The organism is Paenibacillus spiritus, assembly GCF_008710135.1.
GTDB classification, from domain to species: domain Bacteria; phylum Bacillota; class Bacilli; order Paenibacillales; family Paenibacillaceae; genus Paenibacillus_AQ; species Paenibacillus_AQ glufosinatiresistens.
This window is the reverse complement of record NZ_VYKK01000028.1, coordinates 1-26,136: the sequence shown is the minus strand read 5'-3', so window position 1 is coordinate 26,136 and position 26,136 is coordinate 1. Positions and strand designations below refer to the sequence as shown.

Here is a 26,136-nt window from a genome sequence, read left to right as displayed (position 1 = left end):
AAGTCTCTCGGTATCAGCCTAGGGAGCTTAGAAGGATACTTTGCCAGATTGTAAGCGCTCTTAAAATATTCAACAGTTAGGTAAGGAGATGCAGATAGAATGAAATACCTCATTGAGTCCGGCACCACCCTGGAATTTGAGAATGTGGTGGCATTGCGTAAAAAGGTCGTTTTCGAGCAAATGAATCAAGAAATTGATTCTTTTGTGGAGTACCTGAGAAGCTTGGGTTTGGCAAGAAAGGGGCCGTTTATAACGGTAACCTTTGCCGTGGAGAACGATGGGAATCAGCGGCAAGTTATTGATATGGAATTTCTGGTGGCTGTGGATCGGTGCGTCAAGCTTCATCCGGAGTACCGTTATTTGCCCAAGTTCTATCTCACCAATGCCTTGCTCTGTCGGTATAAAGGATCACCCGAAGACGTGCATCTTGTCTATGAAAGTTTTGCCGAGTATATGAGTAAGAACGGCTTGCAGCCAATTACCGCTTATTACAACGTCAATCATGACTCCGAGACCGGCGGCGAGATTCATATCGATATATATGTTGCAGTTAATCCTTGCCTGCTTTGAGCAGAACGGCAACGAAAGGGGGTGAATGGGAATGAATATGGCGATTGGAGATCTCAAGGGCTTCACACTGATCCAGGAAGAGATGCTGCAGAGCATTAATGGAGGCATCGATTGGTGGAACGTAGCCAAGTCGGCTGCGATTGGAGGAGCTTCGGGCGCGGTTACAGGAGGACTGGCATTTGCCGGTGCCGGAACCGTGGTAGCGCCTGTGGTTGGCACTGTATCTGCCGGAGCGGCAGGTGCGGTGGTAGGCGGTGTTGTAGGCGCGCTTTCGGGCGCGGCTAAGAGTATCTGGAAACAAGTCTGGTAATGACAGGGGGAGGAAATAAAAGATGCAATATGCGCTGAGTAACGGTTTTGTTGAAATGAACAGTTCTGAACTCATGGAAGTTAACGGCGGTTCCTGGTGGAAAGATGCAGTCGTAGGTGCCGTAGTAGGTGGCGCTGCCGGTGTCATTCGGGGAGCGGCGATGGGAGCGCTGATCGGGGCAACGGCAGGCCCTGGCGGAGCGGTAGCCGGTGCTATTTCCTGCGCAGCTTATTACGGGGTCCGCGGCGCGGCTACCGGTGCTGTATTTGGCGGTTCGGCAGGAGCGGTAAGCGTAATTTTCTAGTATTCCATATACCTGGAGCTGCGGCTCCAGGTATTTTCGCTAACGTTAGACAGGAGGTGCACGATGAATAAACATACGAACGGGTTTACTCTTTCGGTTGCGGGACTCGCTTTGGTTGCTGTCTCTATCTATCATACTTTAACTGTATGGAATACCGTACTGTTCATGGTAGGTTTGTTTTTTTGTTTTATGCCGTTTGACCTTAGATTTGCTTGGGAAGAGAGAAAGGGGAACAGTGAAATGAAGCCCACGGTTTCTTTTGGCTTTTTGGTATTTGTAGTTGTCGGGTTTGCTCTTATCTTAACTTCTCTTGCGGATGATATGAAGGTGGTTGACCTGCTGCTATTCGGTGTTGGGCTTGCTTTAATGTTCAATCCCCTTATTCGAAGCATATCTAAAAAGAAGTAACGATCTATCGATAATTAGAGTTTTGGAAGCGGCGGTGATGGAGCTGTTCAACAAGTATATTTGCATCAAACAACATGATTACAAAGATTGCGGTGCGGCTTGTCTGGCAACAGTCTGTAAGCAGTATGGACTCAAAATTCCGATTTCCAAAATACGGGAAGTCGCAGGAACAGACAATCAAGGTACCAGCGCCTATGGCCTGGTTAAAGCCTCTGAAGAATTAGGCTTTACCGTAAAGGCGGTTAAAGGAAATCGAGAGTCTCTGTTCAGCGAATTCCCGTTGCCGGCCATCGCCCACGTAGTAGTCGATGAACGGCTGCTGCATTATGTAGTCATCCATAAAGTTGATAAAAACCTGATCACCCTGGCTGATCCAGCGAAGGGAATACTGAAGCTCCCGCCGGAGGAGTTTCTCAAAATCTGGACTGGCGTTCTTATATTAATGGTTCCTACCCCTCAATTCCAGAAGGGGAACCAGACTAAAGGGCTGTTCTCCCGTTTTTTTGGGCTGTTAATCCCGCAGCGGCGAATGCTCTTTGGCATTTTTCTTTCTTCAATGCTGTTTACGGTACTGGGGATTTTATCGGCGTTTTATTTTCAATTGCTGATCGATGAAATTCTTCCTTATAGCCTAAGCAGAACGCTGCACATTGTGTCGATTGGTGTAATTGTATTGTTTATATTCAAGGTTCTTTTGAATGCATTTCGGAGTCATATTCTGCTTACCCTCAGTCAAAATCTGGATATTTCGCTGATTTTGGGCTACTACCACCATGTCCTTAAGCTGCCCATGAATTTCTTCGGAACTCGCAAGACCGGCGAAATTATATCTCGGCTTATGGATGCTTCCAAGGTAAGGGATGCGATTTCAACCGCTACGCTGACGGTGATGATCGATACCATTATGGTTGTGGCCGGTGGGGTTATCTTATATGTCCAGAGTCCGCTTCTTTTTGGCATAACCGTACTGATGATTCCGTTGTACCTTTTGTTAGTCTGGGGATTTCACAAGCCTTTTGACCGTCTCAATCGGGAACAGATGGAGAAGAATTCTCAATTGACTTCTTACATCGTAGAGTCGATCGAGGGCATCGAGACCGTCAAAGCTTACCGTGCCGAAGCACAGGCTGGATTTGAGACCGAACAGAAATTTGTCGGTTTTCTGAAATCCGTTTTTCGGCTGGGGTTAATCAACAATATCCAGAGTTCTTTAAAGGCGACTGTGCAGATGATTGGCGGAGTGATTATTCTCTGGGTAGGCGCTGTCCAGGTTATTCAAGGCGATCTGTCCATCGGACAATTAATTGCTTACAATTCGCTCCTGGCTTATTTTCTGGAGCCTATTCAGAATTTGATGAACCTTCAGCCCACCCTTCAGACGGCAGTCGTAGCTGCAGACCGTCTAAGCGAAATTCTGGATCTCGAAGCGGAGAAACAAAATGACGAGGACAAAAAAATACGGCCGGAGCGTCTAAGGGGAGATGTTGATTTTCGAGGAGTCAGCTTCCGGTATGGAACCCGTTCTCTGGTCCTTGAGGATATTAGCCTTACCATCAATCAGGGAGAGAAAATTGCGTTGGTTGGTGAAAGCGGCTCCGGCAAGACCACTCTGATTAAATTGCTGATGCAGTTCTATTTGCATGAAAAAGGAGATATCCTGATTGGCAATTACAACATCAAGGATATTCATTTGGATCGATTAAGAGACCGGATTGCTTATATCTCGCAAGAGACCTTCTTCTTCAGCGGAACGATTCGGGATAATCTCTGCCTGGGCGCTGCGGCAGACTATAATCTGGAGCAATTAATAGAAGCTTGTGAAATTGCACAGGCACATGAATTCATTAATCAACTGCCATTACGGTATCAGACGATTCTGGAGGAGAATGGAGCCAATTTATCCGGGGGTCAAAGACAACGGCTGGCGATAGCCCGAGCTCTGTTGCGACAACCGGATATTCTGATTTTGGATGAAGCGACAAGCAATTTGGATTCGACTACCGAAAAAGCCGTGTCCGAAACGATAAATAGCCTGGATGATATGAGCATGATTATTATCGCGCACCGGCTCAGTACCATTATGCGTTGCGACCGTATCTATGTCATGGATAAGGGACGGATACTGGAGGCGGGGAGTCACCATCAGCTTTTGCAGTGCCGAGGGAAATATTACAGTCTTTGGAAAGATCAGCTGCCGGAGAATGAACAGAAGCTTGTGCTGGCGGGCGGATAAGGTGGCCGAATAGAATGGACATAAAAATAAGAGAGCTTAGCGAAATGACAGACAGTCGGGAGATGCTTGAATCTAAGACACATCCCTTCATAACCGTTTTTCTGGTTATTGTGATGCTGCTGCTAGGGACGGTCTTGGTGTGGTCCTATTACGGCAGTATTGATGTGACTGCTAAGGCTGCGGCTGTGGCAAGATCCAATGAGAAGGTCAGCACCGTCCAGTCTGCTTCGCTGGGAAAAGTCACCGTTGTTAAAGTGAAAGAAGGCGAACAGATCCATAAAGGCGATGTGTTACTTGCACTTGATACCAAGGATCTTGCTCTTCAACTTCGCAACCAGAGCGACGAGGCGGACAAATGTATCCAGAAGCTGAACTTGCTTAAACGCTATCGTCACAGTATCGATAACCTGCACAATGAATTTTCGGAGTCCGATCCGGCAGAAGATGAGTATTACGACGGTGTAGAACAGTTCTTGCTGGAGTACCGCCAATTGCAGGACAGTCTTGCTGCCTCAGCGCTAGAAATAGAATCGGCTATCCACACTAACGAGAGCTCCCGAGCTCTGCTAAACAATGATCTGCAGACCAGCCAGGCTAAGCGGAGCGAGCAGGAATCCGAATTACAGCGTAAAATCAGTTGGCTCGAGACGGAGTTGACGCGGGAGAAACAGTTGGCTCAGTCTGTGAAAAGTAATCAAATTATCATCGAGACGAAGGATGCGAAGCGAAATCAGCAGTATGCCACCTATGCGGAAAAGCGTAAGCAATTGCTCAAGAATGCCGAGGAGAAAACGACTGACTTCAAAATACTGGAGAGTCTGGGGGAACGCCTCGTTTCAGGCGAAGAACTGATGAAGGCTCAAAGAGATATGGAGGCGGCCCAAGGACAGATACAGCAGCTGTATGAAGAAGAACTTTCAGGTATTGAGAACAATGTTGCAGATATGGAAGCTCAGTTGATTGAGATGAACAGCCAGTTGAATACACTGAGACACCAAGCTTCGAGTAAATCCGAAATCGAAAGCTATCATCTCCAAGAGGACAAACTGGGCAAAGAACTGGAGGATCTGAACAGCCAGCAAGTGATGGCTATGAACGCTGAAAATACTGCATTAAGTAAACTAAAGGCAGATCGAATTGTTCAGATCCAGAACCTCATTCAGGAGGAAGAGACCAAGCTAACCGCTCTGCAGAGCAATGTGGATCAACTCAAGCTGGAGATCGGAAATCATACGCTGGTGTCTCCTATTGACGGAACCATTAATGTGATCAAAGAAATCAACGCAGGCGATGTAGTACAACCCGGAGAACCTTTAATGGCGATTATTCCGATGAATGAATCCATGTATAAGATGAGTCTGGCAGTGCCCAATTCAGAAGCCGGAAAAATAAAGGTAGGCGACCCGGTGAAGTTTAATTTTGCAGCATTCCCCAAACAAAGCTTTGGTTCTTTAAGTGGAACGATAACTTCAATAGGAACCGACTCCGTTATTCAACAGGATGGGCTGAGCTATTATCTCGTTGAGGCGGCTCTGCCAAACAAATACTTGAAGAATCATAAAGGAGAACGGGGGGAAGTCCGTCTTGGTATGGAAGCACAGGCTTATATTTTGACAGATACCAAGCGGATTATCGATTTTGTTCTGGAAAAAATCAGTTTCAAGCAATAGCAGGGGAGTGATAAAAGTGATCCGGCCGAGCAGGAGAACGAGTATATGGCTCTGTCTGATTCTGCTGATCGTGTTCTCGTCCAGCGCATATGCCGAGGAGGGGACAATCCGCAAGCTGTCGCTAGACGAGGCGACTCAACTCGCGCTTCAAAGCTTCAGCGAAATGAAGCAGACGAAGTGGGAGTTGGCCGCAAGTGAAGCGGAGATGTCTTACATTCAATCCGAGAAAAACAAGCTGGCATCCGCTAATGTGGAGACTAAGGCATCCCTGCTTACCGTAAATGCGGATGATTATTTTGCAGAAATCAAAGACTGGGACGACCTGAAGGAAGAAGAGCAAAATGCGATCCTTCAGTCGATAAATCTTCAAATTGCCATTAACCGTTCCATTAATCAGTGGATTCAATATCAGAATGGAATACAGAACGCGGCGAATCAACAAGAGAAGAATCAACAGCTGGAGACCTATGATGCACGGCTTCGAGAGCTAAACTGCAACCAGTATTTGGCTTCTTTGGCTGTAATGAAAGCAGAACCGTTAATCCGCTATAAGGTAAAGCTCCAGTATATTGGGTTGAAGATGGCCTCGTCTGAAATGGAATTTGTCCAAGAGAGCTTTGAAGACAGCCAGAGGCTAGCTTCAGATGCGGCTATTCTCTACAAGGCGGGAAGATTGTCCAGAAGCGGACTGGAGAAAATACAGCGGCAGGCCAGGGCCAAACAGAGCGAACTTGAGTCCAAGAGGAACTCTTACCAGATCCAACTCTCTCAATTTAAGCGAGAACTCGGAATTAATGCCGATCTTCCGCTTGAATTGGACAATTTAATCATCGCCAATCCCTCCTCGCCCGATCTGAAGATTGCTGTTGATCTAGACCGAAATTATGACATCAAGCAAATGGACGCTAAAATCAAACTGGCAAAGAGTAATTTGGATGCTGCCGAGAAGGGGACAACAGAAATGAAAAATTATTATACAGTCCTTTGGTCTCAAGCAGTTGAGCAGAGAAACACCCTTAGAGTTGAATTGGAGAGTGCAGTGGAGGCATACCAGGCAGAAGCGGCAACCCTTTATTATCAATTTCAAAATGCCTCCTCAGAAGCAGAGGATGCTTCTGAGGAAGCTCAGGATGCCTACCGCTTGTATGTCTCTAAACGGATATCGTTTGCCAAACTGGAACAAGCGAATCAATCGCAGCGTGAGGCTGAGTATAAACTGGATCAATTCCGCTATCAATATCTGCTTCAGACAGAGAGAATGAAGCTGGCTGCTGAAGGAGTGATCATTTCGGAGAAGTGATGACAACTCTATATTATGCCATGATGTGTCTGAACCTGCAACATCCTGCCGGGACCTTTCGCTTCTGGACCGAAGCGTTCACAATGGAGCACAGGGCGCAGCCTGCTCTGCAGGAGGGGAAGAGAAATCAAGAGAACGAGCCGTCACACCGTTGACCGATTCTCTGTCCTATCGATGGGATTGCTCACGGTGATCGCGGTGAGGGAAGCGGTTCGGCTGCGCTGACGGTACCCGCTGTCTTTAAGCCGCTTATCGTTTAGCTTCGCCAATCGGTCTTCAGGTTACCATCGTGGCACAGATCAAGAGACCCGGACCTTGTCGTCCGGGTCTTTTGATTTTAAGATGCTTGAAGGCTATCTGGAATCCCAAGGTAAGGGGTATGACAAGGATAGGGATGCTTAATACAAGTCGGACATGCTGACCGGATAACCGAGCAGCTTCATCCGGTCGAAGAGCTGCGCCCGGTGATGCTGGGCGTGGGTAATGATTTCAATCAGCCACTTGGCCTGGACCGTGGGATGGTTCACATAGAACGGAGCCGTGGCTTTGTGCAGGAACTCGTCGTCGCTTAAAGCGTTCATGTAATCTTGAAGCAGGGCGGCTCCGGATTCGAACCGGGCGGTCAGCCGGGCGGCATCGGTGCCGGTGCTCGCTTCGATCTCCGCTTCCAGCGCCCGGACCGGCTCGGCCGGGCTTTCGCGCAGAATCAGCAGATCGACTTCGGGGATGGCGACCAGGTGCTGGGCCAGTTCGCGGAGGGTGCGCATATTCTCCTGCGGCCGCTGTTCCCAGTGCTCGGCTGAAATCCGGCTCAGCAGCTGGCCGGTGGTACGGATGATAAGGGACAATTCTTCAAATAAGAGAGCCTGAATTTCCTGAACGGCTTGCATGTGCAGTCACGCCTTCCTGAATGGGCTGAGGGTGAAGGGGATGCCTTCCCTATCAGTGTAGCCTATAATGGTGACAAGTATAGTCATAAATGGGGCAAAAAGAAAGAAGGGATTGCGATGTCCAAGTCCAAACGGCTGCTAGAGCTGATGCTGACCGTTAACCGCAAACGGAAGTTCACGGTCAAGGAATTGGCCCGGGAATTCCGGGTGTCGCCCCGGACGATTCTGCGGGATCTTCAAGAGCTGGAGGAGCTCGGCGTCCCCCTGTATTCCGAGGTCGGGGCCCACGGGGGATATCGGGTCCTGAATGAACGGATTTTGCCGCCGATTGCTTTCACGGAGGAGGAAGCCGTCTCGCTGTTTTTTGCCAGTCATGCGCTTCGGCATTACACCGCGGTTCCGTTCCGTGCGGAAGCTTCCTCGGCCTTGGGCAAATTCTATCACTATATGTCCGCCGATGTCCGGGAGCGGATTGACCAGATGAGGAACCGCGTGGATTTCGTCATTCCGCCCAGGCAGGCGGAGGCGCCGCATCTGCCGCTTCTGCTGAAGGCGGCCATCTCGTCGAAGGTGCTGCGGATCGGGTACCGTTCTTCGGGTCACACGGCGGAACGCGACATCCAGCCCATCGGCATCTATGCCAGCAGCGGGCTGTGGTACTGTCCGGCGTACTGCTTCCTGCGGCAGGGCGTCCGCCTCTTCCGCTGCGACCGGATAGAGACGGCCCGGGAAGTAGAGGACGGGCCTGTGTCTCTTGATCTCAGGGAAATTCACCTCGGCAACTGGCACGAGGCCTCTGGCGGAGAGGGAGCGCTTCTTCGCTGCCGGGCCGAGCTTACGGAGGAAGGGGTTCGTGTCTGCCAGGCCGAGCTGGGCGCGCGAGGGGGAGTTGCGGTTCGCCAGGACGGCAGCGGCCTGCTGGACAGCGAGATACCGAGCAGCGAGCTGGACTACTTCGCCCGCCTGTTTGCCGGCCTCGGGCCGAGCGCTCTGGTGAAGGAGCCGCCGGAGCTGATCGCGGCCGTCCGGCGCCTTTTGCTGGAAACGCTGGAACGATATAAGAAATAGGCCGAAGGGAGGGGACGGAATGATACTCCGATTCGTGGAACTCATCATTCCCTTTGCCGCGCTTGCGCTCTGGGTGTATTGGATGTGGCGGCTCATAAAATGGCTGCGCGGCAGACGGTGAGAGGGCACCGGGAAGCGCCTGCCCGGCATGAATCACAAAGGACCGTCCGGGGGACGGTCCTTTTGCTGGAATCGGAAGGAGCCGGCATTAGCTGAATTCCCGTGCAGTTGTCCCCGGTCTCAGCCGCAGGAACAGTTCAGCACCGGCTTGCGGGCAGCCTGGGTCTCGTCGAGCCGGCTGATTTCGGTCGTATGCGGGGCGTTCAGCACCCTCTCGGGGTTCGTTCTGGCTTCCTCGGCGATGGCAATCAGCGTGTCGATGAAGCCGTCGAGCGTCTCCTTGCTCTCGGTCTCGGTCGGCTCGATCATCAGGCACTCCTCGACGGTCAGAGGGAAGTAGACGGTCGGCGGATGATAGCCGAAATCCAGCAGCCGTTTGGCGACATCGAGCGTGCGGACCCCGTACGCTTTCAGATTTTTGCCGGAGAGAACGAATTCGTGCTTGCACAGACCCGGGTATGGCACGTCGAAGTGCGGCGTCAGTCTGGCGAGCATGTAATTCGCGTTCAGCACGGCGTTCTCGGAGACTTCGCGCAGGCCGTCCGGTCCATAGGTGCGGATGTAGGTATAAGCGCGGACCAGAATGCCGAAGTTGCCGTAAAAAGCTTTCACCCGGCCGATGGAATCCGGCCCCCCGTGATTCAGCGTGAAGGTTCCGTCCTCCCGGCGGGAGACGGACGGCGCGGGCAGGAACGGAATCAGCTTCGCCTTGACGCCGACCGGTCCGGCCCCGGGTCCGCCGCCGCCGTGCGGGGTGCTCATCGTTTTGTGCAGATTGAGATGCACGACGTCAAAGCCCATGTCGCCCGGACGGGTAATGCCCATAATGGCGTTCGAGTTGGCGCCGTCGTAATACAGCAGGCCGCCGGCCTCGTGAACAATCGCCGCGATCTCGGTAATCTGTGTCTCGAACAGACCGAGCGTGCTCGGGTTGGTCAGCATCAGCGCAGCGGTATCGGGGCCGACGGCGGCGCGCAGCGCCTCCAGGTCCACCATGCCGGCCGCATCCGAGGCAATTGTAACGGTCGTCAGGCCCGCCGCCGAAGCGCTGGCGGGATTCGTGCCGTGCGAGGAGTCGGGCACAATTACCTTGGTCCGCTGCTCGCCCCGGCTCTCGTGGTAGGCGCGGATCATCATCAGCCCGGTCCATTCGCCGTGGGCCCCGGCTGCGGGCTGGAGCGAAACGGCGTCCATGCCGGTCAGCGCGGCGATGTCGCGCTGGAGCGTATGCATCAGCTCAAGCGCGCCCTGGAGCGTCTCTTCCGGCTGATACGGGTGAATGCGGGCGAAGCCGGGGAACCGGGCGACATCCTCGTTGATCTTCGGATTGTATTTCATCGTGCAGGAGCCAAGCGGATAAAATCCGTTGTCCACGCCAAAGTTCCGGCGGGACAGCGCCGTGTAATGCCGGATAACATCGACCTCCGACACCTCCGGCAACGCGGCGGGGGCGCTGCGCATAAGCTCCGCCGGAATCAGCGACTCCAGCTCCTCCTCCCCGGGAACATCGCAGACGGGCAGGGAATACGCCGTCCGTCCGGGCTTGCTCAGCTCGAAGATCAGGCTCTGTTCGGGTTTCTGCAATTCCTTACTCATAGACAGCCCTCCAATGCGCTGGCAAATTCATCGATTTCAGTCCGGGTCCGCTTCTCGGTGACGGCAATCAGCATATGGCCGGCAAGCTCGGGGTAATCCCGGCCCAGATCATAGCCGCCCAGGAATCCAGCTTGGGCGAGCTTCGAGCCGACGGCGGACAGGTCCGTGCCTTCCGGCAGCTTCACGGCGAACTCGTTGAAGAACGGAATGTTGAAGGCCAGAGTCACGCCGGGGACGGCGGATAGCCGCTTGGCGGCATAATGGCTTTTGCGGATGTTCAGCTCGCACGCTTCCCGCAGCCCTTCCCGGCCCATCACCGACAGATACACCGAGGCGCAGAGGGCGAGCAGGGCCTGGTTGGAGCAGATGTTGCTGGTCGCCTTCTCGCGGCGGATATGCTGCTCCCGCGCCTGGAGCGTCAGCACGAAGCCGCGCTTGCCGCTGCGGTCGACCGTCTGGCCGACAATACGGCCCGGCATGCGCCGCATCAGAGGCTCGGCGACGGCGAAATAGCCGCAGGTCGGTCCGCCGAGCGAGGCGCTGATGCCGAGCGGCTGGGCGTCGCCGACGACGATGTCGGCGCCGAGGCGGCCCGGCGCTTCCAGCAGGCCGAGCGCCAGCGGGTTCGCGCTGACGACCAGCAGCGCCTTGGCGCGGTGCGCCAGCTTCTCCATGGCGGCCAGATCCTCGATGCCCCCGAAGAAGTTCGGGTACTGGACGAGGACGGCGGCCGTCCGGTCGTCGATCGCTGCGGCCAGCGCCGCGACATCGGTGATGCCGTCCGCCGTGCCGACGGTGACGATCTCCAGACCCAGCCCGCGGGCGGTCGTGGCCAGCACGCCCCGGGCCTCCGGATGGACGGCGGCGGAGACGACGATCCGCGTTCGCCGGGTCTGGCCCGAGGCGAGCACCGCCGCCTCCGCGAGCGCGGTTGCGCCGTCGTACATGCTGGCATTGGCGACCTTCATGCCGGTCAGCTCGCAGATGTACGACTGGAACTCAAAGATCGCCTGCAGCTCGCCCTGGCTGATCTCCGGCTGATACGGCGTGTAGGCGGTATAGAATTCCGAGCGGGAAATGACATGGTTGATCACGACCGGGATGTGATGGTCGTACAGTCCGGCTCCCAGGAAGCTGATATGGGAATCGAAATGGGCGTTGCGTCCGGCCAGCCGGTTCATATGGCGCAGCAGGGCGTATTCATCCAGCGCTTCCGACAGGGGAAGCCTTCCTTGGTAGCGTACGGTCTCGGGAATATCGGCGAACAAATCGTCCACGGTCTGAACCCCGATGGTTCCCAGCATGGCGCTGCGGTCTTCTTCGGTCATCGGCAAATAACGGTGTCTCATGCAGGATTCACTCCTTGGATCGAATGGATGGAACAGGCTGTGCCCGGTAAAAAGGGGTCTTCACGACTTCCGCCTTCAGGCGTCTGCCGCGGATCTCCACCTCGACGGCGCTGCCGATGGCGGCATAGGCGGCCTCGATCAGCGCAAGCCCCAGGCTGCGCTTGAGGGTCGGCGCCTGGGTGCCGGTCGTCACCTCGCCGATGCGCCGCCCGTCCGCGTAGACCGGATAATGGCAGCGCGGAATGCCGCGGTCGATCATCTCCAGACCGACCAGGCGGCGCGGCGGGCCGCCGTCCTTCTGGGCGGCGAGCGCCTCGCGGCCGATGAACTCGCCTTTGCCGAGCTTGACGAACGGCCCGAGGCCCGCCTCCAGCGGAGAGATGTCCGGCGACAGCTCCTGGCCGTAGAGCGGCAGCCTGGCCTCGAAGCGGAGCGTGTCGCGGGCGCCGAGTCCGGCCGGCAGCAGCCCGTGCTCCCGGCCGGCTTCCAGGAGGCCGGTCCAGAGTGCGGCGGCCCCGGCGGCCGGCGCGTACAGCTCGAAGCCGTCCTCGCCGGTGTAGCCGGTACGGGAGAGCAGGACAGGGACGCCGCACACCGTCGCCCCCTCCAGGAAGCGGAACGGCTTCAGGGCGGCGGGGTCGGCATCCGTGACGGCCGAGAGAATCGCGGCCGCCGCCGGACCCTGGAGGGCGAGCAATGCTGTCTCCTCCGAGACATCCCGCAGGCTCGGGCCGCCCTCCGCCGGGAGATGAAGCTTCAGCCACTCGAAATCCTTGACGGTATTGGAGGCGTTCACGACCAGCATATAGCGGCCTTCGCCCAGACGGTACACCAGCAGATCATCCACGGTGCCGCCGTCCGGGTAGCAGAGCAGCGAGTATTGGGCCTGCCCGTCTTCAAGCCCGCTGACATCATTCGTGGTCATCCGCTGAAGGTACGCTTCCGCGCCTTCTCCGGTAACGAGGAACTCGCCCATGTGCGAGACGTCGAACAGCCCGGCAGCGGTGCGAACCGCTTCATGTTCTTTCTGGATGCCGACGAACTGCACGGGCAGCTCCCAGCCTCCGAAGTCGATGCACCGGGCATCCGGGAAGGCGTCGGCCTGCGCGCGCAGGGGCGTTTTTTTCAGGTGGTCCATGTGTTCACTCTCCTTCGCGATTTAGAATGGCATGCCAAAAAGGACAGGCAAAAGAAGGGGGCGCCTCTGGCGCGCTCGCGCTTCTTTCGCTCTGTCCCTTGTACCTGAGAGTTGCCCCGCTGCCTCACGGCCCCTGCCTGCCGGATGCTCTGCGTCCGGGCGGGCAATCGGCTCCGCCTGGCATAGATGCGGGTTTCCCCGTTGGTGACCGCTTCTTCCCCATGCCTAAGGCTGCATCGGGCGGCGGTGCTCTCCAGAGATGCGTCCGATACAGGTCCTTTTGCCTGAGAGATTCACCCGGCTTGCATCCGGGCTTACTCCTTCGGCGCCGCCTTCAGCAAGCGGTCTCTCCCTGCACCCTCATTCGCCTGACCTATGTGATTCTTCTCACTCCATTAAACCTGCCTTTCCCGTATGCTGTCAACGAGAATAGGAGAAATGTTCGTGATTTTTTTATGGTATCCGCTTTCAATCGGCTGAATCGCACAAGGTCTGGCAGCTGCCTGTCAGCTTTTCCGTACGTTATCCGGGCGTTGACGGTTGACACGGCGGAAGGGTATCCCGTAGTCTTAGTTTGATGAAATTCACGAGTGAAGGGACGGCGTAGGAAATGAGCGAAGTGTTGGATCACCTCCGGTACAGCGAAGAACACGAGTGGGCGCAGCAGGGCGAAGGACGGACCGTCCGTGTAGGCATCACCGACCATGCCCAGCATCTGCTCGGAGATATCGTATTTGTCGAATTCCCGGAGGTCGGCGCGGCGGTGACGGCGGGCGACAGCATCGGCAGCATCGAATCGGTCAAGACGGTCTCCGAGCTGTATACCCCGGTATCGGGAACGGTGACCCGGATCAACGAGGAGCTGGAGAACCGTCCCGAGCTGCTGAACGAGCAGCCTTACGGCGAAGGCTGGATCTATGAGCTGGAGCTGGACGGGGAGTTTGAGGCGGCGGTGGCGTCTCTTCTGGAAGCAGCGGCCTACAAGGAACTCATCGGCGAATAAGACGCGGATCATCGCGGAAGAAGGCTTCGGACCCGGAGAGTGCGGGACCGAAGCCTTTTTGGGAGGGAGAAGGAACTGGATGGCGTGTAGAAGGACTGCCGCCCGGGCGGTTTCGGAAGACGGGGAATGAAGGCGGAAGGCGGTGTCGCCGTATGCCTACTCGCCTCTCTCTTCGAACTGCTTCAGGCGGGCGGCGGCCCTGTCGAGCGCGGCTTTGCGCTGGTTCATCCGGCGCTGCTGCTCCTGCTCGATCCGCAGGAACTCGGCTTCGTCCAGCTCCATCCACCGGCGCAGCCGGTCCGCTCCCGGAGCCGGAGGCGAAGCCGGACGTCCGCGCTTGACGCCTGCGTAGCAGAGGTACTTGTGCCTCACTTCCAGCGCGCACTCGCGGAACTTCGGGTAGAGCAGGCGGGAGAGGCTGCCCGCGTAGAACGTCTGCTTGTGGTCATGATAGGGATGGTAGCCATAGGGCACGGTGACGATCAGCTTGCCGCCTCTGGCCAGCAGCCCGGAGGCGCGGGCGATCAGCCGCCCGGGGTGGGCAAAATGTTCAAGAATCTCTCCCAGGATTACGGTATCGAACCGGTGCTCCCCGGCCTCGAAATCCAGAATGCTGGCCAGCTGAAAAGCGATCTGGTCGCGGACCGGCTTTGATTCCCGGGCCAACTCGGCTCTTGCGAAGCGGAGACTGGCCGCATCGAGATCGATGCCGGTGACGGAGAAGCCTTCCCGGGCGAGCAGAATCGAGGCGATTCCCTGGCTGCAGCCGACATCCAGAACCCGGCTGCCCGAAGCCTGGGCGCAGATCCAGTGGATGCGGGAGCGCGTAGCTTCATGCGAATCCTCGGAGTTGATCTGTCCGTAATAGCGTTCGCTGACCCGGTCGTTATTGGGCATGGTTCTCCTCCCCGCCGGCGCGTCCGCCGCCCAAAAGAACGATCCGCCCGCCCCGGCAGCCGCGCGTGGCGTTGCGGGTATCCAGAATAAGCGGGGCATGATCGGCCATCGCCTGGTAGTCGACTCCGCTGTGGTCGGTCGTAATGACCACCAGATCGGCATCGGCCCAGACGGCGGGGCCGCCCTTCAGCGAAGCGACGGTCTTCTTCCCGAGCCGGAACGAGGCGACATAAGGGTCCGCATAGGAGACGGCGGCTCCCTTCCGGCGCAGCAGCCGGAACAGGTCCAGAGCGGGAGATTCCCGCACGTCGTCGATATCTTTTTTGTAGGCGATTCCCGAGAGAAGGATGTGCGCTCCCCGGAGCTTCAGACCCCGCTCCTTCAGCAGTTCCTGAATCCGCCGGACAAGGCGGCGGGGCTGTCCGCGGTTGATCCGGTCCGCCAATTCGATAAAAGCAACCGGCAGGCCGAGCGACTTGGACTTCCAGGAGAGGTAGAGGGGGTCCACCGGAATGCAGTGGCCGCCGATGCCGGGACCCGGATAGAAGGGAAGGAAGCCGAACGGTTTGGTCGCGGCGGCATCCAGCACCTCCCATACGCTGATTCCAAGCCGTTCGCACACGGGCGCAAGTTCATTGACGAGTCCGATATTGACGCTTCGGAAGGTGTTCTCGAACAGCTTGGCCGTCTCGGCCACAGCCGGAGAGCTGACCGGAACCACCCGGTCCAGGAAGGAAGCGTAGAAGGCCGTTCCGGCTTCCAGGCAGCGGGCCGTGACGCCGCCGACGATTTTGGGCGTATTGGTGACGCTGTAATGAAGACTGCCGGGGTCCACCCGCTCGGGAGAGTAGCAGAGGCAGTAGTCCTCTCCCGCCTTCCAGCCTCTGGCCCGCTCAATCGCCGTCCGGATCAGCTCGTCGGTCGTACCGGGATAGGTGGTGCTCTCCAGAACGACGAGGCATCCGCGGCGCAGATGGGGAATCGCTCCGTCCAGCGCGGAGCGGATGAACGAAATGTCCGGGCGATGCCTTCCGTCGAGCGGGGTAGGCACGCAGAGAATCGCGATATCGGCTTCGGCCAGCGCGGCAAAATCGGTGCCGGGCCAAAAGCCTCCCTCGGAACCTGGGGATTGGCCGTCGTCCGCGGCCAGGACGGAGGCCAGCGCCCCGTCGCTGACATCGAGACAGTAGGAATGGCCGCTGCGGAGCGTGGCGACCTTGCCGGCGTCGATATCGACGCCGCGCACCCGGTAGCCCGCCCGGGCGATGGCCGCGGCCATCGGCAGTCCGACATAGCCGAGCCCGATTACGGCTGCGACGGCGGAGCGGCCCCGGATTTTATCTTGAAGCATGTCGATTGTCATGTTGAAGACCTCCTGTCGGTTTACTTCAGGACTAGCGCCGGGCCTGGCGGATGAATCCTTCGGCCCGCAGCAGGGCGGCGATTTCGGAACGGTTCATCAGCCGGTCGTCCGAGCGGTACTGCGGGAAGCCGGCCTTCGGCAGTCCGCCGTAAGCGGCTGTCAGGGCTTCGCCCGGCGACGGGGGCAGGATGACGAAATAGCGGCTGTCATAGATCCGGGCCGACGGCGCCTCATAGGGCGAGATCAGCACCTCGTGCAGCTTCTCGCCGGGGCGTATGCCCGTCTCGCGGACCGGCAGCCCGGCCGCTCCGTCTCCGGCGGAGGCCTCTGCGAGCACGGCGGCGAGGTCGGCGATCCGGCAGCCGTTCATCCGCATGACGAAGGTCTCGCCGCCGACCGAAGCCTCGGCCGCCTTCAGCAGCAGCCCGATCGCTTCGGTCAGCGTCAGGAAGAAGCGCGTCATGCCGGCGTCCGTCAGCGTCAGCTCCTTGCCCTCGGCGATCTGGCGCAGGAACAGCGGCACGACGCTGCCGCTCGTGCCGAGCACGTTGCCGCCGCGGATGCAGACGAACCGGGTTCCGGGGCTCCAGCCGTTCGCACGGATGGTCAGCTTCTCCCCGATCGCCTTCGTCATGCCGTAGACGTTGACGGGATCGACCGCCTTGTCGGTTGAGACGTCGATCACCTTACGGACGCCGCAGTCGATAGCGGCCCGGATGACGTTCTCCGTGCCGAGCACGTTGGTCTTAAGCGTCTCCTGCGGCTGGAATTCGCAGACCGGCACATGCTTCAGCGCCGCCAGGTGGAAGACATAGTGGACGCCCCGGCAGGCGTCCAGAACCGCCTGGGCGTCGCGGACATCGCCGATGATGAACTTCAACCGGGGATCGCCGCCGAAGGCGCGGTTCATTGCAACCTGGGCGCTTTCGCCCCGGGAATAGATCCGAATTTCGGCAGGCTGCCGCTCCAGCAGCGCGGCCGCAAGCTTTTGCCCCCAGGAGCCTGTCCCCCCTGTAATCAGAATCGTGGACCCTCTAAACACATCCATCCCCTCCCATGAATGAGGCCAGCACGGCCTGAATCTCCCCCGGTGCCAGCCGGCCCTTGGCCGGAACCTTCTTGCGCGAGACGTTGGCCCCATGCACGACATTGACGTAATTGCGCGGCTTCAGAATCTCGTGCGGAAGCTTCGGCACATTGCCGTGTCCGCCGCCCGGAATGACAATGCGGTGGCCGGCGGCATAGTCGGAAGACGAATAGAGAAATACATAGAACTGCGGGCAGGGATGGAAGATAGGGGCCATCGCTCCCTCTTCCGCGTCCCACAAATACCCGTTCTGGTTGATGAGCGCGACCGTTCCGGGCTGCGGTTCATACTCGCAGAGCTGCCGGATGTACGTCTTGTGGACGAGATCGTCGGAATCCAGCCGCGCAATGAACAGCTCGTCGGTCCCCGCGGCATACGCGGCGACGCGCCGGGCGCATTCCCGGGTTTCGGCGAACAGGAAGGAATCCGGCAGACCTCCGGTGGCGGCCAGCTCCGCACGGACGGCTTCTCCGCTGCCCGCGGCCACCTTGCCGGTCACCAGAAATTCCTGCTCCTCCTGGGCCAGCAGACTCTTCAGCGTGAACCTCCTGAATATTCCGACCCGCTCCGCAATCCACTCGCGCGTCAGCCGGTTCGGATTCATGCCGTAATTGTTGAAATTGATCTCAACGACAACTCGGCGCCTCATGCGCATCCCTCGCTTTCAGTAGGATCACAGCCAGCATATGAAGAGTTGAGAGATTCGGCATGTACGAATGCACGCGAAGCAGAAAGAAGGCGCCGAAATGAGCAGCCGCACACGAATGCCCGAAGGGTCTTTCATAGAATAGGGAGACGACAAAAGGGAGGGATGCGCATTGAAGCCGTGGACCGTGCCCGGTCAGGAACCGGGCGAAAGAGAGCGCCCAGGCGCGGACAAGGAAGGAGAGCAGAGGCCAAGGCCGGAATCGGAGTCGGGGACGGAGAGCGTGATAGAGGCCGAGATGAAGATTGAGAACAAGATAGAGGCCATGATAGAGAACAAGATAGAGACCCAGATAAAGACCCGAATAACGGGAATAGAGAAGAAGACGGAGGGGCCGGGAATCTATCTGGAGCTTGCGGACGTGCTGGATGTGCTGGAACAGGCGCTGGAGCAGAGGACCCCGCTGTCTCTGGTGCGGATCGGGGACGGAGAGAATCTGGTGCTCGCCCAGGATACGGTGTGGCCGCTCCGCCGGGTGCTGGCAGAACGCTGGGCCGTGAAGGCGAACCGGGGCCAGAAGGGGCTGACGCTGCCCAATCTGCGGCTTCGGGACGAGGTGGCGGAAGCGGTCCGAAGAGCGGATGTGGTCGGCATTCTGCCGGAGGACGATGATACAATCAAGGCGCCGGCCGACCTGAAAAGAGCGCTGACCGACCGTGTCTTCGCCCATCACCGCCTGAACCCGCCCGTCGCCTGCCATGCCTGCGTCAACCGCGAGCTGGCCGTCACGCCCCGGTTCTGGGAGCTGCTGCGCGGCCGGAGGGTGCTGATCGTGACCGCGCTGGCCGAGGAACTGCGCGCGCTGCTGGCGGCGGAGCCCTACGGGCTCGATGTGGCCGGCACCTATGTATTCACCGGCAATGCCCAAATGGAGGAGGCTCTGGCCTTCATCGAGGCTGCGGCCGAAGACTTTGACGTTGCGCTCTTCTCCTGCGGCGTTAATGCCGTTGTGCTCGCCCAGCAGACGGCCGAGCGGACGGGCAGGGTGGCCATCGACTTCGGGAAGGCGATCCGCATTCTTTTGTACGGCAAACCGAATTGAGGAAGAGAGTGGCCCCTCTCCCCGGGAGTTCTTGATTGGTTATTGGACCCGGTTATATTCATACCAAGAAGCCGGGGCCAAGTCGATGGGATGACTTGGCCCCGGCTTCTCGTTCTATTCCTCCTGCAGCTGCCGCAGCACGATGATCTCGACGCGGCGGTTCTTCTGCTTCCCTGCCGGCGTGCCGTTGTCGGCGGCCGGGCGGGTGTCGGCGTATCCGGCGTATTGAAAGCCTGCGGGGTCCAGCCCTTCCCGCTCCAGAAAGAAGCGAAGCACGGACAGCGCCCGCGCGCCGGACAGCTCCCAATTATCCCGGTAAGGGGATGAAGCCATCACCGGCGTATTGTCCGTATGGCCTTCAATGCTGACGATGGCTCCAAGACCCCGGAACAGGCCCGACAACTGGCGGAGCGCGGGATAAGCGCCGCTCTTAAGCTCGGCCTGGCCGCTGTCGAAGAGGAAGCGGTCGCTCAGCGTAATGGCAATGCCCTGCGGCTTGTCCTGCACAAAGATCTCGTCGCCCAGATTGTTGGCGTTGATATATTGGGTAATAACCCCCATAAGCTCGGCCAGCTTCTCTTCCTGCTTGCGAAAAGCCAGCTCCCGCTCCGTCGGCGGAGCGGAGCCCCCGGCAGCGGCTCCGCCGCCCGTTCCGCCGCCTGAACCGGCAGCGGATGAAGCGCCCGGTCCGTCCGAGGCCGCGGGAGCGCCCGAAGCGCTGCCTCCGGCTCCCGGCTTGCCTTCCAGCACGCCGTCTCCGCCGTCCAGCACGCCGGTTCCGGGATTCTGAAAGGTATCCTGGAGCGAGGCGACGACGCTGCTGTATTTGCGTTCATCCAGGCTGCTCATGGCATACAGGATGAGGAAGAAGATCAGCAGCAGCGTGATAAGGTCCGCGTAGGTGACCATCCAACGGTCGCGGCCTCCCCGCCCGGCGCGCATTTCACCCCGGTTCCCCCGCCGCGTTCCGGCCTGCCCGTCCAGTCTCCGCCCGCGCTGCCTCATGGCCGGCTCCGCCGTTCAGCGAAGTCTTCCGCGGCGCTTCCGGTCAGAAAGGAGGCGAGCTTGCGCCGGACGAGCTGGGGATGGTCGCCGTTCTGGATGGCGAGAATGCCCACAACGAGCATTTCCATGCCGTGCAGCCGGCTCTGGCTGCGCGCCTTGATCTTCGAGGCAATCGGAAGGAACAGCAGATTGGCGCTTGCCACGCCGTAGAGCGTCGCGGTGAAGGCAACCGCAATGGAAGGTCCAAGGTTGGACGGGTCGGTCAGACCGCCGAGCACCTGGATAAGTCCCATCACGGTCCCGATAATGCCCATCGTAGGGGCATAGCCGCCGGCAGCCTCGAACAGACGGGCGTATCCGTCATGCTTCAGTTCTTCGGCGTCCATCTCCAGCTCCAGAATTTCCCGGACCTGCTCGGGCTCGGTCCCGTCCACTACAAGCTGGAGCCCCTCGCGGGTGAACGAGTCGGGATGCTGATCCGCCCGCTGCTCCAGCGCAAGAACGCCGCTGCGGCGGGTAATGGCCGCCAGGGCGACAATCTCTTCAGCCTGTTCTTCCAGGTCTAGAGAGGAGCGGCCGAAGGCCATCTTCAGAGCTGCGCCGACGGTCCGGAGCTTGGCGGCGGGGAAGCTGACGAGAACGGCCGCTAACGTGCCGCCGAATACAATGAGGGCGGCATTGAGCTGCAGCAGACCGGCGAGCCGGCCGCCTTCCCAGAGAAATCCGCCGAGCAGGGCGGCGAAGCCGATAATAAGACCAATGACCGAAGTAATGTCCATAAGATCGAGACTCCTTGTCCATCAGAATAGTAAGGAAAGAAACGGAAAAATCGGTTTGCACGACGCTGAATGAACATGTATAATGACGGGGATGGGAACAAATATTCTTATTCAATGAACGGTATGAATACAGGCAAGTTGGACAACGCTGGATATAATTGAAGTTTGATATAGTTAGAATCTATTCTAGTCGATTTGAGGGGAGACGGGCAAATGAGCGACCTTGTCGTCAGTACGAAGACTTTTCAGCTGGAGTCGGAGTATACACCCCAGGGCGACCAGCCCCAGGCGATAGAGAAGCTGGTGGAGGGCATCCGCCAGGGTAAGCGGCACCAGACATTGCTGGGAGCAACCGGCACAGGCAAGACCTTCACCATCGCCCAGACCATAGCGAAGGTGAACCGGCCGACGCTGGTCATTGCGCACAACAAGACGCTCGCGGCACAGCTTGCCAGCGAGTTCAAAGAGTTTTTTCCGCACAATTCGGTTGACTACTTCGTCAGCTACTACGATTACTATCAGCCGGAGGCGTATATCCCGTCTTCGGATACCTACATCGAGAAAGACTCCAGCATTAATGAAGAGATCGACAAGCTCCGCCACTCGGCGACCAGCTCCCTGTTCGAACGGCGCGATGTCATTATTGTAGCGAGCGTATCCTGCATCTACGGCCTCGGTTCGCCGCAGGAGTACGGAAGCCTGCTGCTGTCGCTGCGCGTGGGCATGGAGAAGCCGAGGAACCAGATATTGGGCCGCCTTGTCGATATCCAGTACCAACGCAATGACATCAACTTTGTCCGCGGCACCTTCCGGGTCCGGGGCGACGTCATCGAGATCTTCCCGGCTTCCCAGGGTGAGCATGCGATCCGGGTGGAGCTGTTCGGCGACGAGATCGAACGGATTACCGAGATCGATGTGCTGACCGGAGAACTGATCGGGGAGCGGGAGCATGTCGCCATCTTCCCGGCCTCCCACTTCGTTACCCATGAGGACAACATGCGCCGCGCGCTGGTCAACATTGAGCGCGAGCTGGAAGAGCGCCTGGCCGAGCTGCGGGAAGCGGGCAAGCTGCTGGAAGCGCAGCGGCTGGAACAGCGGACCCGGTACGACATCGAGATGATGAAGGAAGTCGGCTTCTGTTCCGGGATCGAGAACTACTCGGGCCCGCTGACCTTCCGGGAACGCGGCGCGACGCCGTATACGCTGATGGATTATTTTCCGGACGATATGCTGATTGTCATCGACGAATCCCACGTTACCCTGCCGCAGATCCGCGCGATGTACAACGGCGACCAGGCGCGCAAGACCGTGCTGGTGGAGCATGGCTTCCGCCTGCCTTCGGCCCTCGACAACCGGCCGCTGCGCTTCGAGGAATTCGAGGATAAGGTCAAGCAGATCATCTATGTCTCGGCTACGCCGGGCCCCTATGAACTGGAGCACTGCGACACGATGGTGGAGCAGATTATCCGGCCGACGGGTCTGCTCGACCCTGTGATCGAAGTGCGGCCGACGGAAGGACAGATCGACGATCTGATTGGCGAAATCCGCGAGCGCCTGGAACGCGACGAACGCGTGCTAATTACGACGCTGACGAAGAAGATGGCGGAGGATCTGACCGACTATCTCAAGGAGATCGGCATCAAGGTGCGTTATCTGCACTCCGATATCAAGACGCTGGAGCGGATTGCCATTCTGCGCGATCTTCGTCTGGGGACCTTCCATGTCCTGGTCGGCATCAATCTGCTGCGGGAAGGACTGGATCTGCCCGAAGTATCGCTTGTCGCCATTCTGGATGCCGACAAGGAAGGCTTCCTGCGTTCGGAACGGTCGCTGATCCAGACAATTGGCCGGGCCGCCCGCAACTCGGAGGGCAAGGTGCTGATGTACGCCGATTCGATCACCGATTCGATGGATAAAGCAATTACGGAGACCCAGCGCCGGCGTTCGCTGCAGATTGCCTACAACGAGCAGCATGGAATCACCCCGCAGACGATCCGCAAAAAAATCCTCGACGTCATCGAGGCGACGAAGGCGGCGGAATCGAAGGCGGATTACCTGACCGATGCCGCCGGCAAGATGAGCAAGAAGGAACGGCAGAGCCTGATGCAGCGCCTCGAAGCCGAGATGAAGGAAGCGGCCAAGAACCTGCAGTTCGAGCGGGCGGCCGAGCTGCGCGATGCCTTGCTGGAACTGAGAGCGGAATAATTCAAGCCCGGCCCGTTGTCCACTGATAAGGAGAGATGTCCGTTGGCGAAAGAGAGTATTGTTATCAAAGGCGCTAGAGCCCATAATCTTAAGAATATCGATATTACCATTCCCCGCGACAAGTTCGTTGTGCTGACCGGCCTGAGCGGTTCGGGCAAGTCTTCGCTGGCCTTCGACACCATCTACGCGGAAGGGCAGCGGCGTTATGTCGAGTCGCTGTCGGCCTATGCCCGCCAGTTCCTGGGGCAGATGGAGAAGCCGGATGTCGATTCCATCGAGGGCCTGTCGCCGGCTATTTCCATCGACCAGAAGACGACAAGCCGGAACCCGCGGTCAACGGTTGGAACAGTCACCGAGATCTATGACTATCTGCGTCTGCTGTTTGCCCGAATCGGGCGTCCGCACTGTCCGGACCACGGCATCGAGATCACGTCGCAGACTGTGGAGCAGATGGTGGACCGGATTATGCAGTACCCGGAGAAGACCCGGCTGCAGATTCTGGCGCCGGTTATCTCCGGCCGCAAGGGCGAGCATAAGAGCCTGTTCTCCGAAATTTCCAAGCAGGGCTTCGTTCGCGTCCGTGTGGACGGAGAACTGCGCGATCTGTCCGAGGACATTGAGCTGGAGAAGAACAAGAAGCATACCATTGAAGTCGTGGTGGACCGGATCGTCGTCAAGAGCGATGTGGAATCCCGGCTGACCGACTCCATCGAGACGGCGCTGAAGCTGTCCGGGGGCAAGATTCTGGTTGACATCATCGGCCAGGAGGAGCTGCTCTTCAGCTCGAACTTTGCCTGTCCGGTCTGCGGCTTCAGTATGGAGGAGCTGGCTCCCCGGATGTTCTCCTTCAACAGTCCGTTCGGGGCCTGCCCGGAATGCGACGGGCTGGGACAGCAAATGGTCGTCGACCCTGATCTGCTGATTCCGGATCAGACCAAGTCGGTGGAGGAAGGCGCGTTCCTGGCCTGGACCGGAAGCACGTCAAACTATTATCCGCAGTTCCTGAAATCGGTCTGCGAGCATTTTCATATTCCGCGCGATGTGCCGGTCAGTCAGCTCTCGAAGGAGCATATGAACAAGCTGCTGTACGGAACGGGCAGCGAGCGCATCCGGTTCCGCTACGAGAATGATTTTGGCCAGCGCAAGGAAGCTATGGTGGCGTTCGAGGGGGTCATTCCCAATTTGGAGCGCCGCTACCGCGATACGGCTTCGGAAGGCATCCGGGAATTCATCGAAGGATTTATGAGCGCCAAACCGTGCCCGGTCTGCCAAGGCAAGCGGCTCAAGCGGGAGATTCTTGCGGTTACGGTAAGCGGCAAGAGCATTGCCGATGTGACCGGTTTCTCGATCGGGGACGGTCAGCGCTTCTTCCGCGAGATGGAGCTGACCGAGAAAGAACGCTCGATTGCGAATCTGATTCTGAAGGAGATCGACAGCCGGCTCGGATTCCTCGTCAATGTAGGGTTGAATTATTTGACGCTCAGCCGGGCGGCGGGCACTTTGTCCGGCGGCGAGGCCCAGCGCATCCGGCTGGCGACCCAGATCGGTTCCAGCCTGATGGGCGTGCTCTATATTCTGGACGAGCCCAGCATCGGGCTGCATCAGCGCGACAACGACCGGCTGATCTCAACGCTCGGACATATGCGGGACCTCGGCAACACGCTGATCGTTGTGGAGCACGACGAAGACACGATGCTGGCCGCTGATTATATTATCGACATTGGACCGGGAGCGGGAATCCACGGCGGGCGGGTTATGGCTCAAGGGACGCCGCAGGAGATTATGCAGGATTCCAATTCGCTGACCGGAGAGTATCTTAGCGGGCGCAGGTTCATCCCGGTTCCGAGCGCCCGGCGCAAGCCGGAAGGCCGGTGGCTGGAGGTGCGCGGCGCCAGGGAGAACAACCTGAAGAATGTGGATGTGAAGATTCCGCTGGGCATCTTCACCGCCGTTACCGGCGTCTCGGGCTCCGGCAAATCGTCGCTCGTCAACGAGATTCTCTACAAGAGTCTGGCGCGCGAACTGAACGGCGCGTACAAGGTGCGGCCTGGACTCCACAAGGAAATTCGGGGCCTGGAGCAGCTGGACAAGGTCATCGACATCGACCAGTCGCCGATCGGCCGGACTCCGCGGTCCAATCCGGCGACCTATACGGGAGTGTTCGACGATGTCCGTGACCTCTTCTCCAAGACCAACGATGCCAAGCTGCGCGGGTTCCAGAAGGGACGCTTCAGCTTCAATATCAAGGGCGGCCGCTGCGAGGCCTGCAAGGGCGACGGCATCATCAAGATCGAGATGCACTTCCTGCCGGATGTCTATGTCCCGTGCGAAGTCTGCAAGGGCAAACGGTATAACCGGGAGACGCTGGAGGTCAAGTACAAAGGCAAGAACATTGCCGATGTGCTGGAAATGACGGTTGAGGATGCGACGTCCTTCTTCGAGAACATTCCGCGCATTCACCGCAAGATGAAGACGTTGCTGGATGTGGGGTTGGGCTACATCAAGCTGGGCCAGCCCGGAACCACGCTCTCGGGCGGCGAGGCGCAGCGCGTCAAGCTGGCTTCGGAGCTGTACCGCCGGAGCACCGGGAAGACACTCTACATTCTCGATGAACCGACAACGGGTCTGCATGTTGACGATATCGGCCGGCTGCTGGATGTGCTGCACCGTCTTGTGGACTCCGGCGAATCGGTGCTCGTAATCGAGCATAATCTGGATGTCATCAAGACGGCGGACTACATTATCGACATGGGGCCGGAGGGCGGCAGCGGCGGTGGTACCGTTATCGCCAAGGGAACGCCCGAGCAGATTATTGAAGTGCCCGAATCGTATACAGGCCAATACTTGAAGCCTGTATTGCTGCGGGATGCGAAGCGGACGCAGGAGCTTCAGCCGCAGAGCTGAGGACTTTAAGGCCAAGGCCAAGGTGGAGTGTACCCGGACATCTTCGGGGACTCTCGGCCGCTCCGTGCCGGGGGCGCAGTAGTCATGATCGGCTGGGCCTGTCCGCGCAGAGAATCCTCCTCGAGCCAAACAACCTCCGTCATCCGGTGGTCAAGACCCCATTTAGTGGACATTGAAAAAAACACCTAG

General features: G+C 58.1%; 22 protein-coding genes and 1 riboswitch. Of the genes, 12 read left to right on the top strand and 10 right to left on the bottom strand.

All coding sequences use genetic code 11. The features are described from left to right. Window positions 1–99 precede the first annotated feature (99 nt). The 7 genes from F4V43_RS16895 to F4V43_RS16865 all read left to right on the top strand — a co-directional run bounded on the left by F4V43_RS16895 (window position 100) and on the right by F4V43_RS16865 (window position 6,795). Window positions 100–570 (top strand): DUF5085 family protein, encoded by a 471-nt coding sequence (locus F4V43_RS16895; protein ID WP_150459432.1) that lies wholly within the window; start codon window positions 100–102, stop codon window positions 568–570. A gap of 31 nt (window positions 571–601) precedes the next feature. Then, complete coding sequence (locus tag F4V43_RS16890; RefSeq protein ID WP_223879942.1) at window positions 602–880, top strand: bacteriocin; 279 nt, start codon at window positions 602–604, stop codon at window positions 878–880. Window positions 881–902: 22 nt separating this feature from the next. Continuing rightward, window positions 903–1,184 (top strand): class IIb bacteriocin, lactobin A/cerein 7B family, encoded by a 282-nt coding sequence (locus F4V43_RS16885; RefSeq protein ID WP_150459431.1) that lies wholly within the window; start codon window positions 903–905, stop codon window positions 1,182–1,184. Window positions 1,185–1,247: 63 nt separating this feature from the next. Continuing rightward, the gene (locus F4V43_RS16880; RefSeq protein ID WP_150459430.1) at window positions 1,248–1,592 is read left to right on the top strand and encodes a hypothetical protein; all 345 of its coding nucleotides are present in this window, start codon (window positions 1,248–1,250) and stop codon (window positions 1,590–1,592) included. Window positions 1,593–1,629: 37 nt separating this feature from the next. Further along, a complete protein-coding gene (locus F4V43_RS16875) occupies window positions 1,630–3,825 on the top strand; it encodes a peptidase domain-containing ABC transporter (RefSeq protein ID WP_223879941.1) in 2,196 nt (731 codons plus the stop codon). A gap of 14 nt (window positions 3,826–3,839) precedes the next feature. Next, window positions 3,840–5,495, top strand: a complete 1,656-nt coding sequence (locus F4V43_RS16870) for an HlyD family efflux transporter periplasmic adaptor subunit (protein WP_150459428.1) — start codon at window positions 3,840–3,842, stop codon at window positions 5,493–5,495. Window positions 5,496–5,511: 16 nt separating this feature from the next. Further along, on the top strand, window positions 5,512–6,795 hold the full coding sequence (locus F4V43_RS16865) for a TolC family protein (RefSeq protein ID WP_150459427.1): 1,284 nt from the start codon (window positions 5,512–5,514) through the stop codon (window positions 6,793–6,795). 398 nt (window positions 6,796–7,193) lie between these two features. On the opposite strand, the gene F4V43_RS16860 is transcribed toward F4V43_RS16865, so the two are convergent. Further along, window positions 7,194–7,685: a DinB family protein gene (locus F4V43_RS16860; RefSeq protein WP_150459426.1), complete on the bottom strand. Its 492-nt coding sequence runs from the start codon at window positions 7,683–7,685 to the stop codon at window positions 7,194–7,196. Between the two features lie 117 nt (window positions 7,686–7,802). On the opposite strand from F4V43_RS16860, the gene F4V43_RS16855 reads away from it, so the two are divergent. Next, complete coding sequence (locus F4V43_RS16855; protein WP_150459425.1) at window positions 7,803–8,753, top strand: helix-turn-helix transcriptional regulator; 951 nt, start codon at window positions 7,803–7,805, stop codon at window positions 8,751–8,753. A 240-nt stretch (window positions 8,754–8,993) separates the two neighbouring features. On the opposite strand, the gene gcvPB is transcribed toward F4V43_RS16855, so the two are convergent. From gcvPB to gcvT, 3 genes are read right to left on the bottom strand one after another with little or no spacing between them, the layout of a single operon-like run. Continuing rightward, complete coding sequence (gene gcvPB / locus F4V43_RS16850) at window positions 8,994–10,469, bottom strand: aminomethyl-transferring glycine dehydrogenase subunit GcvPB (protein ID WP_150459424.1); 1,476 nt, start codon at window positions 10,467–10,469, stop codon at window positions 8,994–8,996. After that, window positions 10,466–11,818 carry an aminomethyl-transferring glycine dehydrogenase subunit GcvPA gene (gcvPA, locus tag F4V43_RS16845; protein ID WP_150459423.1) on the bottom strand — a complete coding sequence of 451 codons (1,353 nt, stop codon included), beginning with the start codon at window positions 11,816–11,818 and terminating at the stop codon, window positions 10,466–10,468. Before gcvPA ends, gcvPB begins: the two co-directional genes overlap by 4 nt. Before the next feature lie 7 nt (window positions 11,819–11,825). After that, window positions 11,826–12,956 (bottom strand): glycine cleavage system aminomethyltransferase GcvT, encoded by a 1,131-nt coding sequence (gene gcvT, locus F4V43_RS16840; protein ID WP_150459422.1) that lies wholly within the window; start codon window positions 12,954–12,956, stop codon window positions 11,826–11,828. Between the two features lie 262 nt (window positions 12,957–13,218). Then, window positions 13,219–13,320, bottom strand: a riboswitch (glycine riboswitch). 246 nt (window positions 13,321–13,566) lie between these two features. Here gcvT and gcvH point away from each other — a divergent pair. Continuing rightward, window positions 13,567–13,959, top strand: a complete 393-nt coding sequence (gene gcvH, locus F4V43_RS16835; RefSeq protein WP_150459421.1) for a glycine cleavage system protein GcvH — start codon at window positions 13,567–13,569, stop codon at window positions 13,957–13,959. Window positions 13,960–14,115: 156 nt separating this feature from the next. Here gcvH and F4V43_RS16830 read toward each other — a convergent pair whose 3' ends face one another. Genes F4V43_RS16830 through F4V43_RS16815 form a run of 4 tightly spaced genes read right to left on the bottom strand, consistent with a single transcriptional unit; the run spans window position 14,116 to window position 17,955 of the window. After that, window positions 14,116–14,856 (bottom strand): class I SAM-dependent methyltransferase, encoded by a 741-nt coding sequence (locus F4V43_RS16830; protein WP_150459420.1) that lies wholly within the window; start codon window positions 14,854–14,856, stop codon window positions 14,116–14,118. After that, window positions 14,846–16,219, bottom strand: coding sequence for a nucleotide sugar dehydrogenase (locus F4V43_RS16825; protein WP_150459419.1), 1,374 nt, complete (start codon window positions 16,217–16,219; stop codon window positions 14,846–14,848). Before F4V43_RS16825 ends, F4V43_RS16830 begins: the two co-directional genes overlap by 11 nt. A gap of 31 nt (window positions 16,220–16,250) precedes the next feature. Further along, a complete protein-coding gene (locus tag F4V43_RS16820; RefSeq protein ID WP_150459418.1) occupies window positions 16,251–17,261 on the bottom strand; it encodes a polysaccharide biosynthesis protein in 1,011 nt (336 codons plus the stop codon). Then, complete coding sequence (locus tag F4V43_RS16815; protein WP_150459417.1) at window positions 17,254–17,955, bottom strand: glycosyltransferase; 702 nt, start codon at window positions 17,953–17,955, stop codon at window positions 17,254–17,256. The genes F4V43_RS16820 and F4V43_RS16815 overlap by 8 nt, the downstream gene beginning before the upstream one ends. A 169-nt stretch (window positions 17,956–18,124) precedes the next feature. Here F4V43_RS16815 and F4V43_RS16810 point away from each other — a divergent pair, with 169 nt between their 5' ends. Then, the gene (locus F4V43_RS16810; RefSeq protein ID WP_317983791.1) at window positions 18,125–19,054 is read left to right on the top strand and encodes a GT-D fold domain-containing glycosyltransferase; all 930 of its coding nucleotides are present in this window, start codon (window positions 18,125–18,127) and stop codon (window positions 19,052–19,054) included. A gap of 114 nt (window positions 19,055–19,168) precedes the next feature. Here F4V43_RS16810 and F4V43_RS16805 read toward each other — a convergent pair whose 3' ends face one another. After that, window positions 19,169–20,059 (bottom strand): flagellar motor protein MotB, encoded by an 891-nt coding sequence (locus tag F4V43_RS16805; RefSeq protein ID WP_408638317.1) that lies wholly within the window; start codon window positions 20,057–20,059, stop codon window positions 19,169–19,171. Next, on the bottom strand, window positions 20,056–20,838 hold the full coding sequence (locus F4V43_RS16800; protein ID WP_150459416.1) for a flagellar motor protein: 783 nt from the start codon (window positions 20,836–20,838) through the stop codon (window positions 20,056–20,058). The genes F4V43_RS16805 and F4V43_RS16800 overlap by 4 nt, the downstream gene beginning before the upstream one ends. Before the next feature lie 213 nt (window positions 20,839–21,051). On the opposite strand from F4V43_RS16800, the gene uvrB reads away from it, so the two are divergent. Together uvrB and uvrA are read left to right on the top strand one after the other, a co-directional pair. Beyond that, window positions 21,052–23,043, top strand: coding sequence for an excinuclease ABC subunit UvrB (gene uvrB, locus F4V43_RS16795; RefSeq protein ID WP_150459415.1), 1,992 nt, complete (start codon window positions 21,052–21,054; stop codon window positions 23,041–23,043). Window positions 23,044–23,085: 42 nt separating this feature from the next. Further along, window positions 23,086–25,947, top strand: coding sequence for an excinuclease ABC subunit UvrA (gene uvrA / locus F4V43_RS16790; protein WP_150459414.1), 2,862 nt, complete (start codon window positions 23,086–23,088; stop codon window positions 25,945–25,947). Window positions 25,948–26,136: the final 189 nt, after the last annotated feature.

What these genes read in the sequence shown, in the direction of transcription:
- gcvPB (WP_150459424.1), bottom strand. Translation starts at nt 10,469, where the DNA reads ATGAGTAAGGAATTGCAGAAACCCGAACAGAGCCTGATCTTCGAGCTG.
- F4V43_RS16830 (WP_150459420.1), bottom strand. Translation starts at nt 14,856, where the DNA reads ATGCCCAATAACGACCGGGTCAGCGAACGCTATTACGGACAGATCAAC.
- gcvT (WP_150459422.1), bottom strand. Translation starts at nt 12,956, where the DNA reads ATGGACCACCTGAAAAAAACGCCCCTGCGCGCGCAGGCCGACGCCTTC.
- gcvPA (WP_150459423.1), bottom strand. Translation starts at nt 11,818, where the DNA reads ATGAGACACCGTTATTTGCCGATGACCGAAGAAGACCGCAGCGCCATG.
- F4V43_RS16800 (WP_150459416.1), bottom strand. Translation starts at nt 20,838, where the DNA reads ATGGACATTACTTCGGTCATTGGTCTTATTATCGGCTTCGCCGCCCTG.
- F4V43_RS16880 (WP_150459430.1), top strand. Translation starts at nt 1,248, where the DNA reads ATGAATAAACATACGAACGGGTTTACTCTTTCGGTTGCGGGACTCGCT.
- gcvH (WP_150459421.1), top strand. Translation starts at nt 13,567, where the DNA reads ATGAGCGAAGTGTTGGATCACCTCCGGTACAGCGAAGAACACGAGTGG.
- F4V43_RS16815 (WP_150459417.1), bottom strand. Translation starts at nt 17,955, where the DNA reads ATGAGGCGCCGAGTTGTCGTTGAGATCAATTTCAACAATTACGGCATG.
- F4V43_RS16870 (WP_150459428.1), top strand. Translation starts at nt 3,840, where the DNA reads ATGGACATAAAAATAAGAGAGCTTAGCGAAATGACAGACAGTCGGGAG.
- F4V43_RS16875 (WP_223879941.1), top strand. Translation starts at nt 1,630, where the DNA reads ATGGAGCTGTTCAACAAGTATATTTGCATCAAACAACATGATTACAAA.
- F4V43_RS16855 (WP_150459425.1), top strand. Translation starts at nt 7,803, where the DNA reads ATGTCCAAGTCCAAACGGCTGCTAGAGCTGATGCTGACCGTTAACCGC.
- uvrB (WP_150459415.1), top strand. Translation starts at nt 21,052, where the DNA reads ATGAGCGACCTTGTCGTCAGTACGAAGACTTTTCAGCTGGAGTCGGAG.
- F4V43_RS16895 (WP_150459432.1), top strand. Translation starts at nt 100, where the DNA reads ATGAAATACCTCATTGAGTCCGGCACCACCCTGGAATTTGAGAATGTG.
- F4V43_RS16805 (WP_408638317.1), bottom strand. Translation starts at nt 20,059, where the DNA reads ATGAGGCAGCGCGGGCGGAGACTGGACGGGCAGGCCGGAACGCGGCGG.
- F4V43_RS16885 (WP_150459431.1), top strand. Translation starts at nt 903, where the DNA reads ATGCAATATGCGCTGAGTAACGGTTTTGTTGAAATGAACAGTTCTGAA.
- F4V43_RS16890 (WP_223879942.1), top strand. Translation starts at nt 602, where the DNA reads ATGAATATGGCGATTGGAGATCTCAAGGGCTTCACACTGATCCAGGAA.
- F4V43_RS16860 (WP_150459426.1), bottom strand. Translation starts at nt 7,685, where the DNA reads ATGCAAGCCGTTCAGGAAATTCAGGCTCTCTTATTTGAAGAATTGTCC.
- F4V43_RS16825 (WP_150459419.1), bottom strand. Translation starts at nt 16,219, where the DNA reads ATGACAATCGACATGCTTCAAGATAAAATCCGGGGCCGCTCCGCCGTC.